This is a genomic window from Paenibacillus sp. J22R232, assembly GCF_056269165.1.
Genome location: NZ_JBWDNK010000019.1, coordinates 86,192 through 101,516, shown reverse-complemented (window position 1 = coordinate 101,516; position 15,325 = coordinate 86,192). Strand labels below are relative to the sequence as shown.

The following is a 15,325-nucleotide window of genomic DNA, read 5'->3' as shown; positions in this document are numbered from 1 at the left end:
GTTGACCCCAATAAAGTATACGTTCTCTCGGCCACCGCCATCATATGACACCTATGAAAAAAGGCCAACCAGAAATCTCTGGTTAACCTAATAATACGAAATAAAGTATTAGCAGGCAGTTGGAGAAAGCTTTAATAATGTACAGTAGTACTAAAGTGAAATTTGGATAATTCCTGTACAATAAGACATATTACGAAATTAAGTTTTTGATATACCCCATCAAGGACATATTGTGAAACGGTGCTTTAATAAAGGAATTGTATAAAATGAATGAAAATAAAGATACAGATAGAAAACGTTCTTCAAAAGCAGAAAACATTCTACTTCAGATCAATAGTAAAGCTAAGTTAGGCGACTTACGAAATATCGCAAAGGACATCAAAAAAGATCACGAACTAGCTATGGAACTTTGGTCAACCGAAGCGTTTTTACCCAGACTATTAGCAATCTTAATTATGGATAAAAAACTTCTTTCACAAGAAGTGCTAAATAAGCTCGAGAAGGATATGCAGACTCACCTTTTTGATGAGCAAAATAACTTATTGGATGGGTTAAGTGCTAATCAACTCACCAAAGACAAGAAGACAATTGCATTGATGGAGTCATGGGGAAATAGCCCTGCTGCTCTTGAAAGGCGAGCTTTTTGGTATTATCAAGCGCGATTGAGATGGACTGGAAAATACCGCCTGTTAACACCGAAGACTTACTATCTATAATAGAAGCTAATATTGCGCAGGAAGAACCGGAGGTTCAATGGGCTATGAATTTCACCGCAGGCTGGATAGGCGTGTATGATGAGAAGAATCGGGCACGTTGTATTGAACTTGGTGAGAAAATGGGTCTTTATAAGGATTAAGTGGCATAAAAAGGAATTAATACCATATATTTTACAGGGTTCATTACGATTGAAGTTAACAAACGACAAAATAATTTGTTACCTTTGAAGAATGTATTAAGGATTGATATAAAAAATAATGGAAATCAAATTCATAATTATGAAAATTGGAATAGTCTTCGATCGAAATTTAATCTGTTCGCTTCATAACCAGAAAAGCAGCATCGGCTTATGCTTGTTAGCACATAGGCCCATGCTGCTTTTTTTCGCTTAATATGCTCATTCATGCGGTTTGGCTGGTTATTGCAGCGGGCAGAAGCGAATATACATTTTGAAGCATAGATAGATTGGGACTGAGCTTGAATGAAGAGCCGGGAAACGTGCAGCGGTCATAATTGAACCGCAGAGACTGTATATGGATTGTGCAATTCGTAAATGAACAGCCAATATAATGCGACCCGTCAAAGTAAACGTCCTCGTTGCGATAAGCTTTGTTCGTTATATATTCCATTTGATATATCCTCCTTGGTTAAAGACCCGTTTATATGAGTATATGTATCTATTTCTATTGTTTATAACCTATTCATATTATTTTGAAACAATAGAGTTGCTTATCCGTGTGAATCGTTCTTGACAAAACGAGCGCTGGCTTTTACTATTAGTTTGAATTCAAACTAATAAGGAGTGGGCCCGGAATGGGAAAAGAAACCTTTATCGCTCGTTTTCCATGGGAGCATGAGGATAGCAATACGTTATTGATCAAGCTTGCATTTACCAATATAAGGCGAGAGATTGATTCTGCCCTTCGACCGCTTGGGTTAACCCCGCAGCAGTCGCAGTCGCTTCATTTGCTGGCGATTAAGCCAGGGGCCATGAATGCGGATTTCGAGCAGCTGCTTTTTATCGACAAGTCGAGCGTCACGAGCCTCATCAACGGCATGGTAAAGCGAGGTTGGGTCATTCGCCGCGAGCATGACCAGGATGCGAGAATGAAGCGCATGTATTTGACCGACGAAGGGCTGGCGAAATATAAGCAATCGAAAGAGGCAGTCCAGCAAGCGAAAAATAAATCGAGCAATCTGCTCACGAAAGAAGAAACGGTCGTTCTACAGGATTTATTGAAAAAAATCATTAAAGCGTACGAGCAATAACGCGCGGTTCGCTTTATTTTTAAGCATTTCGTTGGAATTCAAACGAAATAGGACAGTAGATTTAGGAAGGGTGTATCCAAGCTATGGAAGCTGCAAGCACGACTAACAATGGCGAAAAGCTGATGCCTATTTTAGCTTTTACATTAGTATTTTCAATTATGAATGCATCGATGTTCAACGTGGTAATGCCTGTAATCAGCAAGGAGTTCGGCATTACGCCTTCGCAGGTAAGCTGGCTGCTTACCGGGTATATGATCGTATACGCCGTAGGATCCGTTACATACGGAAAGCTTGCCGATAAATACCGCTTGAAAGATTTATTAACGTTCGGGCTTATTTTCTTTGCCCTTGGTTCGATCGTAGGGCTTCTGGCGTCTGAATATTGGATGATTGTATTGGGCCGCATATTGCAAGCTAGCGGAGCCGCTGTCATTCCGGCTACCGCAATGATCGTGCCCGTACGCTATTTCTCTCCTGAGAAGAGGGGAAGGGCGCTCGGGACGGTAGCGGCCGGGCTTGCGTTGGGAACTGCTCTCGCTCCGATTGTGGCAGGCCTCGTGACGAGCTTTGCCAGCTGGAGATTTCTGTTCCTGCTATCGGTTATCCCGCTGCTGGCCTTGCCGTTCTTCCGCAAATATTTGGATAATCAACGGGGCAAGGCTCAGAAAATCGATTTTCTTGGGGGCATTCTGCTCGGAGGCGCAGTCGCGCTGCTGCTGCTCGGAATATCTCAAGCCAATCTCTGGTTTGCTTTAGGCGGAATCGTGCTGCTTATCCTATTCGTCATACGCATTCGGACAGCAGCAGAACCATTTATCCAGCCTAAGCTATTTCAGAATAAAAAATACTCCTTCGGGTTGTTTATTACTTTTCTTGCGACAATGCTTAGCTTCGGAATGCCGTTTGTCACGCCGCAGTTTCTTTCAAATCTAAACCAATTGTCGCCTGCCGTAATAGGTCTAGTCATGTTCCCGGCTGCGATTATTTCTGCGCTCATGGGCCGCCGAGGGGGAAGGCTTGCCGATGAGAAAGGAAATTCCTTTCTCGTATATACAGCGATTTCGCTAAGCTTTACTTGCTTTGTTTTGTTATCTATCTTTGTTGGTGCGTCGCCTTATTTGATTCTGTTTTTGCTGATGTTCGGCAATATGGGTCAAACCTTCATGCAAATCGCAATGTCGAATACGATCTCGCGAACGCTCACGAAAGAACAGATCGGGGTGGGCATGGGGCTGATGTCGCTGCTGAATTTCATTTCCGGCGCCATGACCACCAGCGTGATGGGAAAGCTGCTGGACGCGAAGGAAACTAGCTTTCACTTAAACCCGTTTGCCATTCATATAGGGGCATTCCTATATAGCAATATTTTCTTTGCGCTTGCTATCCTGGCTGCCGTCATTGTGGGCATTTACTATTTCTCGTTCAGCGCCACAGGCGGTAAAACAGAATTAAAAACGAAGCTGAAAGAGCATGAATCGACTTCTACCACTGCTTAAACGTTTCTAGGCTATAAGAGCATGGCCATATTCTATTAGTCATTCAGAATGATTCATGATAACGTTTGAGTAGGCATTCCTGCTTGTTCTCATATGTTTCTTCATCATTTGAATATTAAGGAGACTAGAATATGAGCAAACCGCTTATCGTCATTATTGGTGCAGGTCCTGGTGTTAGCTTAGGCGTTGCAAAAAAGTTCGGCAATGAAGGGTATCGGGTCGTGCTTGGGGCAAGAAACACGCAATCGCTTGATTCTTACGTTAAGGAGCTTGAAGCCTTGGGGATTGAGGCTGATCGCGTTGAGGTTGATGCCTCGCTGCCTGTTTCAGTGGAAGCGGCATTTGAACGGATCAAACAGCAATTCGGCGTTCCGGAAGTACTTGTGTACAATGCAGCTGTTATTAGCATGGTTAAACCAACAGAGCTGGCGAATGAGCGGCTAATCGAAGAATTCAAAGTAAACGTAGCGGGAGCTTTATCGAGCGCGCAACAAATTATTCCCGATCTGTTGGAAAAGGGCAGGGGAACGATATTGTTTACGGGCGGCGGTTTGGCACTTGCTCCTGCAGCAGCCGTATCATCTTTGTCGATTGGGAAAGCGGGCATTCGCTCCCTTGCCTTCACGCTGTCTGAGGAATTGCGGCCGCAAGGTATCTTTGTCGGAACCGTAACAATCTGCGGGTATGTTGCCAAAGGGACTTTTTATGATCCAGATGCGATTGCCGAAAGTTATTGGAAACTCCATACTGAAAAGAAGGATATTGAATACGTGTTTAACGAAAGCTAAAGCAAAGAGATGTAGGACAGCTATACCAAACGGTGTAGCTGTTTTTTTGTCGCTTGACAACCGCAACTGTATAAACTAATATTACAGTATTATAAAAAGTTACAGTTATACGGAGGCTGTATGATGAATTCCGCAAATAGATAACGGGAGTGTTGAACATAATGAAACAGAGCTATATGCCTTTATTTGAAAAAGTGTCCTTGAAAAGCGGAGTGGAATTAAAGAACCGCATTATTATGGCGCCAATGACGAATTTCTCCTCGAATGAAGACGGAACCGTGTCGGAAGCCGAGCTGAAGTACTACGGACGCCGAGCAGGCGGAGTAAGCCTTGTCGTGACAGCTTGCGTGTATGTATCACCGAATGGGAAAGGGTTCCAGGGCGAATTTGCCAGCGACCATGATGGCATGGTACCGAGCTTGAGCAAGCTGGCAGCGACGATCAAAGAAAAAGGGTCGAAGGCGGTCCTGCAAATTTTCCACGGGGGAAGAGAATGCCCGCCTGCCTTGGTTCCTAACGGAGACGTCGTAAGCGCAAGCGCGGTGGCATCAGAGCAAAGCGCAGGCATCGTGCCGCGGGCTTTAACGGAAACTGAAATCGAACGGATCATCGCTGATTTCGGAGATGCAACGCGAAGAGCGATCGAGGCCGGGTTTGATGGCGTAGAAATTCACGGTGCGAACGGTTATCTTATTCAGCAGTTCTTCTCCGCGCATTCGAATACGCGCAGTGATCGCTGGGGTGGGAGCATCGAGAACCGGATGCGATTCCCGCTGGCAGTCGTGGACGAGGTGAAACGGGCCATTCACACGCATGCGAAGCAGCCGTTTTTGGTCGGCTACCGTTTTTCCCCAGAGGAGGCTACTACTCCCGGCATAACGATGGAGGATACCTTTGCGCTCCTTGACGAATTGGCACGGAAAGAGCTTGATTATCTTCATGTTTCCTTAATGGATTTCTGGTCTCTTCCTAAGCGAGGAGCAGAGGAAACAAAAACCCGCATGGAATGGATTCAAGAGCGGGTGGGGCACCTTGTGCCCGTTATCGGCGTAGGCTCGATCCACACGCCTGATGAGGCTGTGAAGGCATTGGAGACCGGCATACCGCTAGTGGCAATCGGCCGTGAGCTAATCATTGAGCCTGACTGGGTAGAGAAGGTTGCGCAAGGACGCGAGAATGAAATAAAAACAACGCTCAATAAAGACGACCAAGATCGTTTGGTCGTGCCGGATCCGCTGTGGCAAGCGATTGTTCACACGCCAGGCTGGTTTCCTTTGGGCGATTAATATAGATGAGTGGAGACAGGCCGGAGCTAGCACCGGCCTGTTTTTTTGTCGTATAGGAAAGGATATATGTTTGTACATACTTTCTCTTTGCGTTTCGAAGAAAGGATGCCGTCAGTCGTTTCTTCTTAACATATAGGGAAATATATCCTTAGGCGATACATTCTCTCTATTTCTCGGAATGAAACGCGTCACGCCGCCATAGGACGGTGAAGCCGTTTCATCTTGCATGCAAATATTGCTTTTCGGTGGCAGCGCATACATTGAAATTCACAGTTGTTTTAGTACTAAAGTTATTGTATCATTATCAAATAGGTAGGTAACCTACCTAAAGGGCTGAAGTAGTTTGGCAGCCAATCGGCCATACTAAATAAAAAGGTTTAGGAGTGCAGCGCATATGGAGCATTTGACGCAAAAAAAGAAGTTAACCATTATGATTGCGCTGATGGCTGCGATGTTTTTCGCAGCGATAAATCAGACAATCGTAAGTACGGCCATGCCGAGAATCATTGCGATTCTGGGGGGCATTGAGTATTACACATGGGTAATCACGATCTACATGCTTACCTCGACGATTGCCACCGTGCTTGTCGGCAAACTGTCCGATATCTACGGGCGCAAGCCATTTCTCTTAGTAGGTATCGTGTTTTTTATTATAGGTGCCTTTTTATGCGGAACCTCCGCGACCGTCTTTCAACTCATTACGTATCGAGGCATCCAAGGCTTAGGCGGCGGTATTCTAATGTCGGCAACGGTTACGGCAGTCGGTGATTTATTCGCGCCGCGGGAGAGAGCGAAATGGACGGGTATCATGATGGCCGTGTTCGGCTTCTCCAGCGTAATCGGACCGACGCTTGGCGGTTTTCTAGTCGATCATATCGCGTGGAAATGGATTTTCTGGATATTCCTTCCGCTTGGCGTTGTGGCATTCGGAATGATCTCGTCTATGTTTCCCAAAACAGCGAGAAAAACGACGGAATCGATCGATTACTTGGGTTCATTGTTCCTGTCATTAATGTTGATTGCCCTGCTGCTTGGCTTTTCTTGGGCGGGAACGAAATATGATTGGGGATCAACGCAAATTGTCGGATTATTCGCGGCATCGATCGTATTTCTAATCATTCTGCTCCTTGTAGAGCGCAAGGCTAAAAGTCCGGTATTGCCATTATCCATGTTCAAGAACAGCATCGTTACGATTTCGAATTCGATCGGATTCCTAATGAATGCCGGCATGATGGGCGCGATGATGTATCTTCCCTTCTTCGTTCAAGGCGTGCTTGGCATTTCTCCGACCTATTCGGGCTTCGTCAATATGCCGATGTCGATCGCAATGATCTTTCTTAGCACATTGTCCGGACGCTGGATTTCCAAATCGGGCAAATACAAACGTTTTGCGTTGGCAGGCATGCCGTTCATGGTTGTCGGAATGCTTATGATGGCCTTTATGAGCAATGTCGCGGTTGCAGTTGCCGCCATGATCGTGTTCGGTATCGGACTCGGTATTTCAATGCCGGTATTCACGCTGACGGTCCAGAATGCAGTAGCGCCAACGCAGCTTGGCGTTGCGACAGCTACGGCAACCTTGTTCCGCAACTTGGGCGGTACGATCGGTATTGCTGTAATGGGCACGGTCATGAACTCCACGATGTCGAGCAAGCTTGAGGCTGCCGTGAAGGCAGGCGAGGGACCGGATTTGACGCAGGTCGATGCCGAAACGGCAAACCAGCTATCCAGCTTCCTGAACCCGCAAATGCTGCTTGACCAGCCGAAGCTCAAAGAGCTGCATGCGACGCTACCCGAACAGGTGCAGCCGTTATTTACGCACATTATCGAGATGGTGCGGTCCGTGTTAAGCGACTCGCTCACTGTCGTATTTTTATTCGGAATGTCTTTGTTAATCGTCGCGTTCGTACTCGTTCTATTCCTGAAAGAAATTCCGCTTCGCTCCTCGAATGATTCAAAGGTTAAGGCGGAACCCGAAACAGCGGACTTAATCAAAAAAGAGCCTGCTCTGCAATAAACGCAGGAGCGGCTCTAAATAAAAGGGATTTCGCCAGCGGCAGCTGCAGCTGGCGAAATCCTCTTTCTATGTTTATAGGTCATCCGTTTTGTTCGCGTATTCCAAAAACTGAAATACTTGATTCAGCATCAGGATAAGCTGATCGGACTGCTCTTTGCCAAGCTCGTCAATGATGCCCTTAAATATCGAATGGAATCGGTCAATGGCCTTGGTTGCGAGCCGATCTCCTTTTTCCGTTAAAGTGATTTCGGTAATTCTGCGATCCGTTTGATCGGCCGTTCGGATTGCGCAGCCCTCAGCGATCAAGCGGTTGAGCATTTGAGTAACCGTAGGCGAGGTTACCTCTAATATTTTGCTGATTTCAGTGACAGTCGTAGCCGCCCTGCCTTTATCATTGTTTTGCTTGATGCTGACAAGCATGCGAATTTCACTCGCCTTTAGCCCGTCCCACATCGTTTTTTTACGCCAGTCAGCTCGCGCGAAGCGTTGGAAAACAGCGATAAGCTCGGATACGTTCTCGTATTTATTTTCGCCCATTCGATTCACCTCGGTGAACATATTTAATAGATTGATTAGGAAGCCTATGCAATTATAGTAACGTTTGGCGACAGAAGTCAATGCCGGATAAGAAATGAGGATGGACATGCATATGGATGAAGAATGGAAGGAGCTGTACCCGCTATTAAAGAGCGTTTACAAAAAAATGAAATCGGAATGGCACAAAGGCCTCGAATGCGGCTTTTCTGTTAACCAAACCAGAATGCTTCAGCATTTGAATCGGAAAAGCCCGATGAAATCTACGGAATTAGCAGAAATGCTTCTCATCACGGCTGGCGGGGTTACGCTGATGGGGGACAAGCTGCTTGAGAGAGGATTAATCGAGCGCGTGCGCTGCGATTCGGACCGACGCGTTGTGCAAATCGCGATTACGGATAAGGGCAAGAATTACATGGAGTCCTTTGATGAAAGAGATTCTGCTATAATTGCTTATATAAGCGAACGAATCTCAAATGAGGATTTGCATCATTTAAGTCGTATTTTCAAGCTTCTTGATCAATAGTAGAACGATCCAGCAAGGAATAACCCGCGTGGAGCGGAAGGGGAACTAAGCAGCATGTCGATGGAACAGATGCATATGGTCAAAGATTTCAAACAGCAAATTACGCGTTTCATGATGATGTACAAATTCGCGCTGCAAGAGCTTGAAACGAAGATAGAAATTCTAAAGGAAGAATTTCAACTGCTGCATGAGTATAACCCGATTGAGCATACGAGCTCGCGATTAAAGTCGCCGAAGAGCATTATCGAGAAGCTGGTCCGCAAGCAATGCGAGTTTAATTTCACGAGCATTCGAAATGAAATAAAAGATATTGCAGGTTTGCGAATCAACTGCTCCTTTATTTCGGATATATACCGGATAAGCGATATGCTGCAAAATCAGAGCGATTTGAAATTGCTGTCCGTCAAAGATTATATTAAAAATCCTAAGCCGAATGGCTATCAAAGCCTTCATCTGCTGATCGAGGTACCGGTGTTTATATCCGACCGCCGCGAAAATGTTTGTGTGGAAGTACAGATTCGCACCATTGCGATGGATTTCTGGGCGAGTCTGGAGCACAAAATCTATTATAAATATAAGCACGCGATCCCGCCTCATTTGCTGAACGAGCTGAAGGAAGCGGCTGATTCCGCCGCTGCGCTCGATAAGAAGATGGAGAGGCTGCATAATGAGATTGCGGAAATCAAGGATGAGCATGAAAATGATCTTGGCGAGGAAATGATCCGTCTGCTAATGGGCAATCAGAATGGTTCGATTCCGCAACTGCTGCAGGAGCTTACCAAGGACGTTATGCGAAAATAATAGTCGTGAACCCGTAAACAGCGTCATAAAGTGAAAGTAGTGCGATATCGTGCTGCCAAGCGTAATGCGTTGTTGAAGGGTGGTCATGCGGAGATGGTCATTGCAAGCTTTCAAGCCTTCATCCAGGTGTTTGGTTTATCGATTTCCATGAGCTTAGTGGGCGGACTAATTGGGCATTTTGTGAAAAACGGCATTATCGAAATGCCCAAGCTCGTCATTGAATATGACGAGATCGGACTTTCGCTTTCATCGAACTGGCTGATCAGATGGATCCAGCGTATTTATTATTTTGTCATTTTCGTCATCGGCTTCCGGGATCACAGCAATGCGAAAAAAAAGATTTTTTTCGATCTTGGCTTTTTAGGCGATCTTCTAATTGCCATTGGAACAGGGATTCTGGCGAAAACAGCTTTGTCGATGGCGGACACGTCCGACAACTTTGCGGTCGTCAGCAGCTCCCTGCTTGCAGGTTATGCAGGTTTAGCCTATTTGAAGGGCAAACAGAACAAGGAGTTCGCAGATTTGTTCCCGGAGGAAATGGATGATCCAAAGAATGATCCAAAGGATGATCCAAATCCGCGAACGCCTCCAAAATAACATGCAAGTTTATCAAGGTTTTGCGTATAATGACCATAGCTGGTAACCCTGAAGCGATTATGAAACGATTTCTGATCAAACCATGGTAAGGAGGGGGGAGCACGTGGGGAAAATAACGGTCAAAGTGACCCCTGAGGAAATGCAGGAGCTCAAGAAGTTAGCCGAGATTGTCAAAAACCCTCACCTTCCGATGTCTGACCGCCGGATCGCTAAGACTCAGTATGAGTCGATCATCAACTTTGCGAAGAACAGCAACCGCGGCATTATATCTTCTGTTTAAAGAAGACAGCATGACTTGAAGCTGCACCTGCGGGGCAGCTTTTTTTATTTGGGGACGTTATGTCGTCAGTTGATAGAATAAATATTGCTATGGCGCTCATACGAATCTCATTAAAAGAACCGCTTCACTACTTCGTTAAGCAAAAAAAGAAGCAGCTCAGACGGACATGGTCCGTGCAGAGCTGCTTCTTATGGTTGCAGTCCCTCATGTAATCTAAGGCAGTTCAATCGTTACTTCGCGCTTGCTTGCAGCGGACCGGAGCACACCGTCAATGATCGCTTGGTTATACAGGATCTCCGCGCCAGGAATCGGTGCAGGGCGATTTTCTCTGATGGCGGCGACAAAGTCCCGCACCTTCTCGTCAAACAAATTCAGGCCATGGTCGATGACCGGAATGGAGGATTGAACGTGCTGGTTAACCACATCGTGATAGAGAGTCATACTGCCAACGCTTCCGTCCCATACGCCGCTCCATGGACCTGAGCCCGCAGGCGTAACCTTTAGGCCGGCATCCGTACCGAGAAACATCGTCGCGCCAAGCGAATCCATATGCATCGCCCAGCTGGTCTTGTAATTTAATATAATGTCGCCTTCAAGCCGGATCATGGCAACCCCAAAATCCTCCACGTCGAAATTAGCGGCTTCGCGGTGGTAGATCGGATTCGTGCCAAAGTGGTTCGAGGTATAAGCCGATACCGTTAGCGGCTTCGGATAACCGAGCGCATTAAGCGCCATATCCAGCGAATAGCAGCCGATGTCAGCCATAGCGCCTGCTCCCGCAAGCTCCTGGCGGATAAAGGTGCCGCCAGGCATGCCGCGCCGTCTGCCGCCGCCGGTTTCGACGAAATAAACCTTTCCGAGCTTTCCGGATTGCACGATTTCTTGGATTAAGGACATATTCGGGTCGTATCTCGGCTGAAAGCCTACCGTCAGCATCTTGCCGCTGCGTTCAGCGGCTTCAACCATTTCAATCGATTGCTGAAGCGTCACGGACATCGGCTTCTCGACCAATACATGCTTGCCTGCGTTTAAAGCGTTTACAGATGTCTCGTGGTGAGCAAAGTTCGGTGTGCAAATGCTTACTCCATCCAGGTCCAGCTCCAGAAGCTTTCTGTGATCCTCGAAGGCAGCGGCATGGACAAGCTCTTCCTGCTCGATGAAGGCCTGCGCCCTGCCTGGCAAGCTGTCGGCCACCGCAACAATCTCTACGTGCATGGGCATTTTCTTATAAGCGGATGCATGGGCTCTTGCGATGCCTCCGCTTCCTATAATTCCGATTCGGATAGGTGTGGTCATTGTATGTCCCTCATTTCGTCAATATGCTCTTACTTTAGCACAGCTTATTCACGCATGAAATGATGAGAAAAGGACATGGCTTCTCTAAAATTATGACATGAACCGGCTGCACCCGCGTTTCATTTTGTACAAAAAAATGCTCACGTTTGTCCATTGTGCGAGCCGCGGCTTTGTTTTACGATGAATGGGCTGCAATTGATAACGATTTTCATTAAGGATTTGCCAAGATTAGGTTAGAGAGGAAGTTGTGTATGCTTCGCCGTTTTTTCGCGTATTACAAGCCCTACAAGAAGCTGTTTATTTTGGATTTCAGCTGCGCCATACTGGCTGCGTTGCTTGAGCTTGCGTTCCCGCTTGCGGTTAATCGGGTTGTTGATGATTTGCTGCCAAGCGGCAACTGGAAATGGATATTATACTCTTGCGTCGGCTTGCTGGGGATTTACGTTTTCAGCGCCGCGCTGCACTACGTGGTCACCTATTGGGGGCATAAGCTGGGTATCAATATTGAATCGGACATGCGCAAGCAGCTGTTCGACCGCGTGCAGAAGCTAAGCTTCCGTTTCTTCGATAACAACAAGACGGGACATCTGGTGTCGCGGATGACCAATGACCTGATGGATATTGGCGAGATCGCGCATCATGGTCCTGAGGATTTGTTTATCGCCTTGATGACGCTGACCGGCGCATTCGCTATCATGCTGAGCATCAACTGGCAGCTCGCGCTTATGACCTTTGTCATTATTCCGCTCATGATTTATTTGTCGCTGTATTTCAGCCGCAAAATGTCTGCGGCCTTCAATCGGATGTTCTCCGATATTGCGGACTACAACGCACGCGTCGAGAACAACGTCAGCGGCATCCGCGTCGTTCAAGCGTTCGCGAACGAGAAGCATGAAATGGCTCGCTTTGCCGAGAACAACGGGCGCTTCCGGTTGACGAAGCTGATCGCTTACCGTGTCATGGCATGGAATTCCTCAATCAGCTTTATTCTAATGCGACTGATTTCATTGTTCGTGCTCGTATGCGGAACCTGGTTTGTCATCCAAGGCGACATGAGCTATGGCGAATTCATTGCTTTCGTCATGCTGTCCAACGTATTTCTAAGTCCTATCCAGCAAATCAATTCCGTCATTGAAACGTATCCGAAAGGAATCGCTGGCTTCAAACGCTATTTGGAGCTGCTCGAAACGGCACCTGACATCGACGATGCACCGGATGCCGTAGCCGTTAACCATCTAAAGGGCGATATTCAGTTTAAAAAGGTAACTTTCGGTTACGAGAACAAGGATAAGGTTCTAACAGGCCTTAACCTGTCCATTCGTGCAGGGGAGACGGTAGCGCTGGTCGGGCCGTCCGGTGCAGGGAAAACGACGCTTTGCAGCCTGCTGCCGCGATTCTATGACGTGGAGGAAGGCTCCATTCTAATCGATGACATGGATATTCGTCATATGACGCTGGAGTCGCTGCGCTCTAACATCGGGATCGTTCAGCAGGACGTATTCCTGTTCGACGGATCAATCAGGGAAAATATTGCGTACGGCAAGCTTGGGGCTTCTGACGAGGAGGTCATGCAGGCAGCGCGTCAGGCACAGCTGGAGGAGCTTGTCCTCTCGCAGCCCGAAGGTCTCGATACCCTTATCGGCGAGAGAGGCGTCAAGCTCTCAGGAGGCCAGAAGCAGCGGCTGTCCATTGCCCGCATGTTTTTGAAAAATCCGCCGATACTGATTCTGGATGAAGCGACATCCGCGCTGGATACGGAGACGGAAGCTGCTATCCAGCTGGCGCTTGCTGAGCTGTCGCGCGGAAGGACGACGCTTGTGATCGCTCACAGGCTCGCGACCATCAAAAATGCTGACCGCATCGTAGTCGTTGCTGACCAGGGGATTGCCGAGCAGGGTAAGCACGAAGAGCTGCTTGCAGAGCGCGGCGCGTACAGCCGATTGCATCAAGCACAGTTCGGTACTTAGCAGGAAGCTAGGAAGACTGGGTAAGGAGCTGCGGAAGAAGGGAGAGAAGCTTGTCTCTGGCTGCCGCATCCTCCATGTTCCAATCCTGCTCATCAAGCAGATAGCTGAATCCGTTTTTCACTGCAGGGAGATTGCGCCAAACGGGGCTGTTCATCAGCTCCTCCATGGCTGCCTTGGACTCGGAACATTGCGGAAGCATCATGAATACCCGGTCACCCGCGTATTGATGAATGGTTTTGGCCGTAATTTCCTTGTAGGGTCTGCCTGACTTCATAATCTGCTGGACCTTGCCGGCAGGGCGGAAGCCATCGGGATGGTACAGGATCGAAGATAGACCGATATTGCCCATGACGAATAAGCGTTTTCCCCTGTGGAAAACAAACACGGAAGCGGTCTCCTCCGGTCGTATAAGCGTCCGAAGCTGCTTCCACATCAATAAAGTATTGCTGTTATGATGAAGAAGCCACTGCTGGGCTTCTTTTTTTTTGCCAAACCACTCACCGAGCATTAAAAGCCTGTCATCTAGCGAACCGCGGGAATTATAGGCAAGGGTTGGCGCAATTTGCGAGATTTGCGAATACAGGGCTTCGTCATAATGATCGAAAATGATCAAGTCCGGCGATAGCTTGGATGCCAGCTCTTGACTAAGCGGGTTATCCTTGCAGAAAATATGGTTCTCGATTAAGGGAATGCCCAGCATGTTCATGTCGCCAACCGTTTCACCGCAATAAAGAACCCGGCTCGGGTGCGAAGGGATACGGACTTCATGGCCGTTCCAATCTTTGACGAGAATGTTTTGGCTCATGGAGATGGCATATTGCCTCGGCGAGAAGCCCGTCATAAGCCGAAAGCGACGGCTGAAATAATATTCGTCCGTGAAGCCTACGCGCTCGGCAATTTCCCGGAGCGTGCTTTCCGTATGAGTTAACCACTCCTTGGCCCTATTGATGCGCAGCTCCGTCAAATAATCGAGTGGTTTTTTGCCGGTCAGCTCTTTGAATATTGACGTAAACTGCCAAGAAGGAACATTCGCCATATGCGCGAGCTGCTTAACGGTTATGTTGTCTTGGAAGTTTGTTTGCATGTACTGAATCGTTTGCTCGACCGTTTGCGCGGAACTTTGCAGCTGGTCAACCTGCAAATTATGCTCAAGCAGAAATTCGATGATCTTCTGGAAATGAAGCTGCTGACGGTGCGCTTCCAAGTCATCCTGGCTTGTCTGTCCGACATACAGCTGGCTGAGCAGATCATTCCATTGTGTTTGCGGGTATATGCGCAGCTCTTGCCGGTCCGGAAATAGTGGTTTTACATAAGGGGCTGCCTGGCCGCCATCAATGTGGAAGATGCGGAATGAGATCCGGTAATATTCGATCTGGCTATCATCGACGCTCTCGAACTGATAAGCCGTGGAGGGCGAGAGCAGGAAAGTGCTGTCAGGCGAGAAGGAAGCGCTGAATGATTCCGTATAAAGCTTGCCGTTGCCGCTTTTGAATATGAGCAGCATATAGCTGGAAGTCGTCTCCTCGGCTAAAACCGCGTCAGAAGCAAAGTCGAGCAAGTCGACATCTATATAGTGAAAGAGCAAGGAGCGGAGCGGTAGACGGGCTATCGGTACTGTAGACATGATGCTGCCTCTTTTCGGTAATGAGAATTATTATCAATTAAATTCATTATAGACAAAAAGAAGAAGCTTTTCAACAAGAGCTGAAAAGCTTCTTCCGGGTTTTATTTAAAAGCAGATTTTAATTTTT

The 15,325-nt window shown here is 47.3% G+C and carries 14 protein-coding genes and 1 pseudogene; 11 read left to right on the top strand and 4 right to left on the bottom strand.

The window, feature by feature from the left end:
• Positions 1 to 266: 266 nt before the first annotated feature.
• A pseudogene (locus AC0YN3_RS29760) lies at positions 267 to 931 on the top strand (DNA alkylation repair protein); the annotation flags it as partial.
• Positions 932 to 1,118: 187 nt separating this feature from the next.
• Here the strand turns inward: AC0YN3_RS29760 and AC0YN3_RS29755 are convergent.
• Positions 1,119 to 1,346: a hypothetical protein gene (locus AC0YN3_RS29755; RefSeq protein ID WP_475778530.1), complete on the bottom strand. Its 228-nt coding sequence runs from the start codon at positions 1,344 to 1,346 to the stop codon at positions 1,119 to 1,121.
• A gap of 184 nt (positions 1,347 to 1,530) precedes the next feature.
• On the opposite strand from AC0YN3_RS29755, the gene AC0YN3_RS29750 reads away from it, so the two are divergent.
• From AC0YN3_RS29750 to AC0YN3_RS29730, 5 genes are all read left to right on the top strand, one after another.
• Positions 1,531 to 1,986 carry a MarR family winged helix-turn-helix transcriptional regulator gene (locus AC0YN3_RS29750; protein WP_475778529.1) on the top strand — a complete coding sequence of 152 codons (456 nt, stop codon included), beginning with the start codon at positions 1,531 to 1,533 and terminating at the stop codon, positions 1,984 to 1,986.
• An 83-nt stretch (positions 1,987 to 2,069) separates the two neighbouring features.
• Positions 2,070 to 3,482 (top strand): MFS transporter, encoded by a 1,413-nt coding sequence (locus AC0YN3_RS29745; RefSeq protein ID WP_475778528.1) that lies wholly within the window; start codon positions 2,070 to 2,072, stop codon positions 3,480 to 3,482.
• Positions 3,483 to 3,613: 131 nt separating this feature from the next.
• The gene (locus AC0YN3_RS29740; RefSeq protein WP_475778527.1) at positions 3,614 to 4,270 is read left to right on the top strand and encodes an SDR family NAD(P)-dependent oxidoreductase; all 657 of its coding nucleotides are present in this window, start codon (positions 3,614 to 3,616) and stop codon (positions 4,268 to 4,270) included.
• Positions 4,271 to 4,431: 161 nt separating this feature from the next.
• Positions 4,432 to 5,556, top strand: a complete 1,125-nt coding sequence (locus tag AC0YN3_RS29735) for an NADH-dependent flavin oxidoreductase (RefSeq protein WP_475778526.1) — start codon at positions 4,432 to 4,434, stop codon at positions 5,554 to 5,556.
• A gap of 394 nt (positions 5,557 to 5,950) precedes the next feature.
• Complete coding sequence (locus AC0YN3_RS29730; protein ID WP_475778525.1) at positions 5,951 to 7,573, top strand: MDR family MFS transporter; 1,623 nt, start codon at positions 5,951 to 5,953, stop codon at positions 7,571 to 7,573.
• A gap of 72 nt (positions 7,574 to 7,645) precedes the next feature.
• Here AC0YN3_RS29730 and AC0YN3_RS29725 read toward each other — a convergent pair whose 3' ends face one another.
• On the bottom strand, positions 7,646 to 8,110 hold the full coding sequence (locus AC0YN3_RS29725) for a MarR family winged helix-turn-helix transcriptional regulator (RefSeq protein ID WP_475778524.1): 465 nt from the start codon (positions 8,108 to 8,110) through the stop codon (positions 7,646 to 7,648).
• 112 nt (positions 8,111 to 8,222) lie between these two features.
• Here AC0YN3_RS29725 and AC0YN3_RS29720 point away from each other — a divergent pair, with 112 nt between their 5' ends.
• From AC0YN3_RS29720 to AC0YN3_RS29705, 4 genes are all read left to right on the top strand, one after another.
• Positions 8,223 to 8,633 (top strand): MarR family winged helix-turn-helix transcriptional regulator, encoded by a 411-nt coding sequence (locus AC0YN3_RS29720; RefSeq protein WP_475778523.1) that lies wholly within the window; start codon positions 8,223 to 8,225, stop codon positions 8,631 to 8,633.
• A gap of 54 nt (positions 8,634 to 8,687) precedes the next feature.
• A complete protein-coding gene (locus tag AC0YN3_RS29715; RefSeq protein WP_183560280.1) occupies positions 8,688 to 9,434 on the top strand; it encodes a GTP pyrophosphokinase in 747 nt (248 codons plus the stop codon).
• A gap of 30 nt (positions 9,435 to 9,464) precedes the next feature.
• Entirely contained in the window at positions 9,465 to 10,031 is a 567-nt protein-coding gene (locus AC0YN3_RS29710; protein ID WP_475778522.1) for a hypothetical protein, read from the top strand.
• A 103-nt stretch (positions 10,032 to 10,134) separates the two neighbouring features.
• Positions 10,135 to 10,311 carry a hypothetical protein gene (locus AC0YN3_RS29705; protein ID WP_475778521.1) on the top strand — a complete coding sequence of 59 codons (177 nt, stop codon included), beginning with the start codon at positions 10,135 to 10,137 and terminating at the stop codon, positions 10,309 to 10,311.
• A 213-nt stretch (positions 10,312 to 10,524) separates the two neighbouring features.
• Here AC0YN3_RS29705 and AC0YN3_RS29700 read toward each other — a convergent pair whose 3' ends face one another.
• Positions 10,525 to 11,607 (bottom strand): Gfo/Idh/MocA family protein, encoded by a 1,083-nt coding sequence (locus tag AC0YN3_RS29700; RefSeq protein WP_475778520.1) that lies wholly within the window; start codon positions 11,605 to 11,607, stop codon positions 10,525 to 10,527.
• 251 nt (positions 11,608 to 11,858) lie between these two features.
• Here AC0YN3_RS29700 and AC0YN3_RS29695 point away from each other — a divergent pair, with 251 nt between their 5' ends.
• The gene (locus tag AC0YN3_RS29695; protein WP_475778519.1) at positions 11,859 to 13,574 is read left to right on the top strand and encodes an ABC transporter ATP-binding protein; all 1,716 of its coding nucleotides are present in this window, start codon (positions 11,859 to 11,861) and stop codon (positions 13,572 to 13,574) included.
• 7 nt (positions 13,575 to 13,581) lie between these two features.
• Here the strand turns inward: AC0YN3_RS29695 and AC0YN3_RS29690 are convergent, their stop codons facing one another.
• Complete coding sequence (locus tag AC0YN3_RS29690) at positions 13,582 to 15,198, bottom strand: ABC transporter substrate-binding protein (protein ID WP_475778518.1); 1,617 nt, start codon at positions 15,196 to 15,198, stop codon at positions 13,582 to 13,584.
• Positions 15,199 to 15,325: the final 127 nt, after the last annotated feature.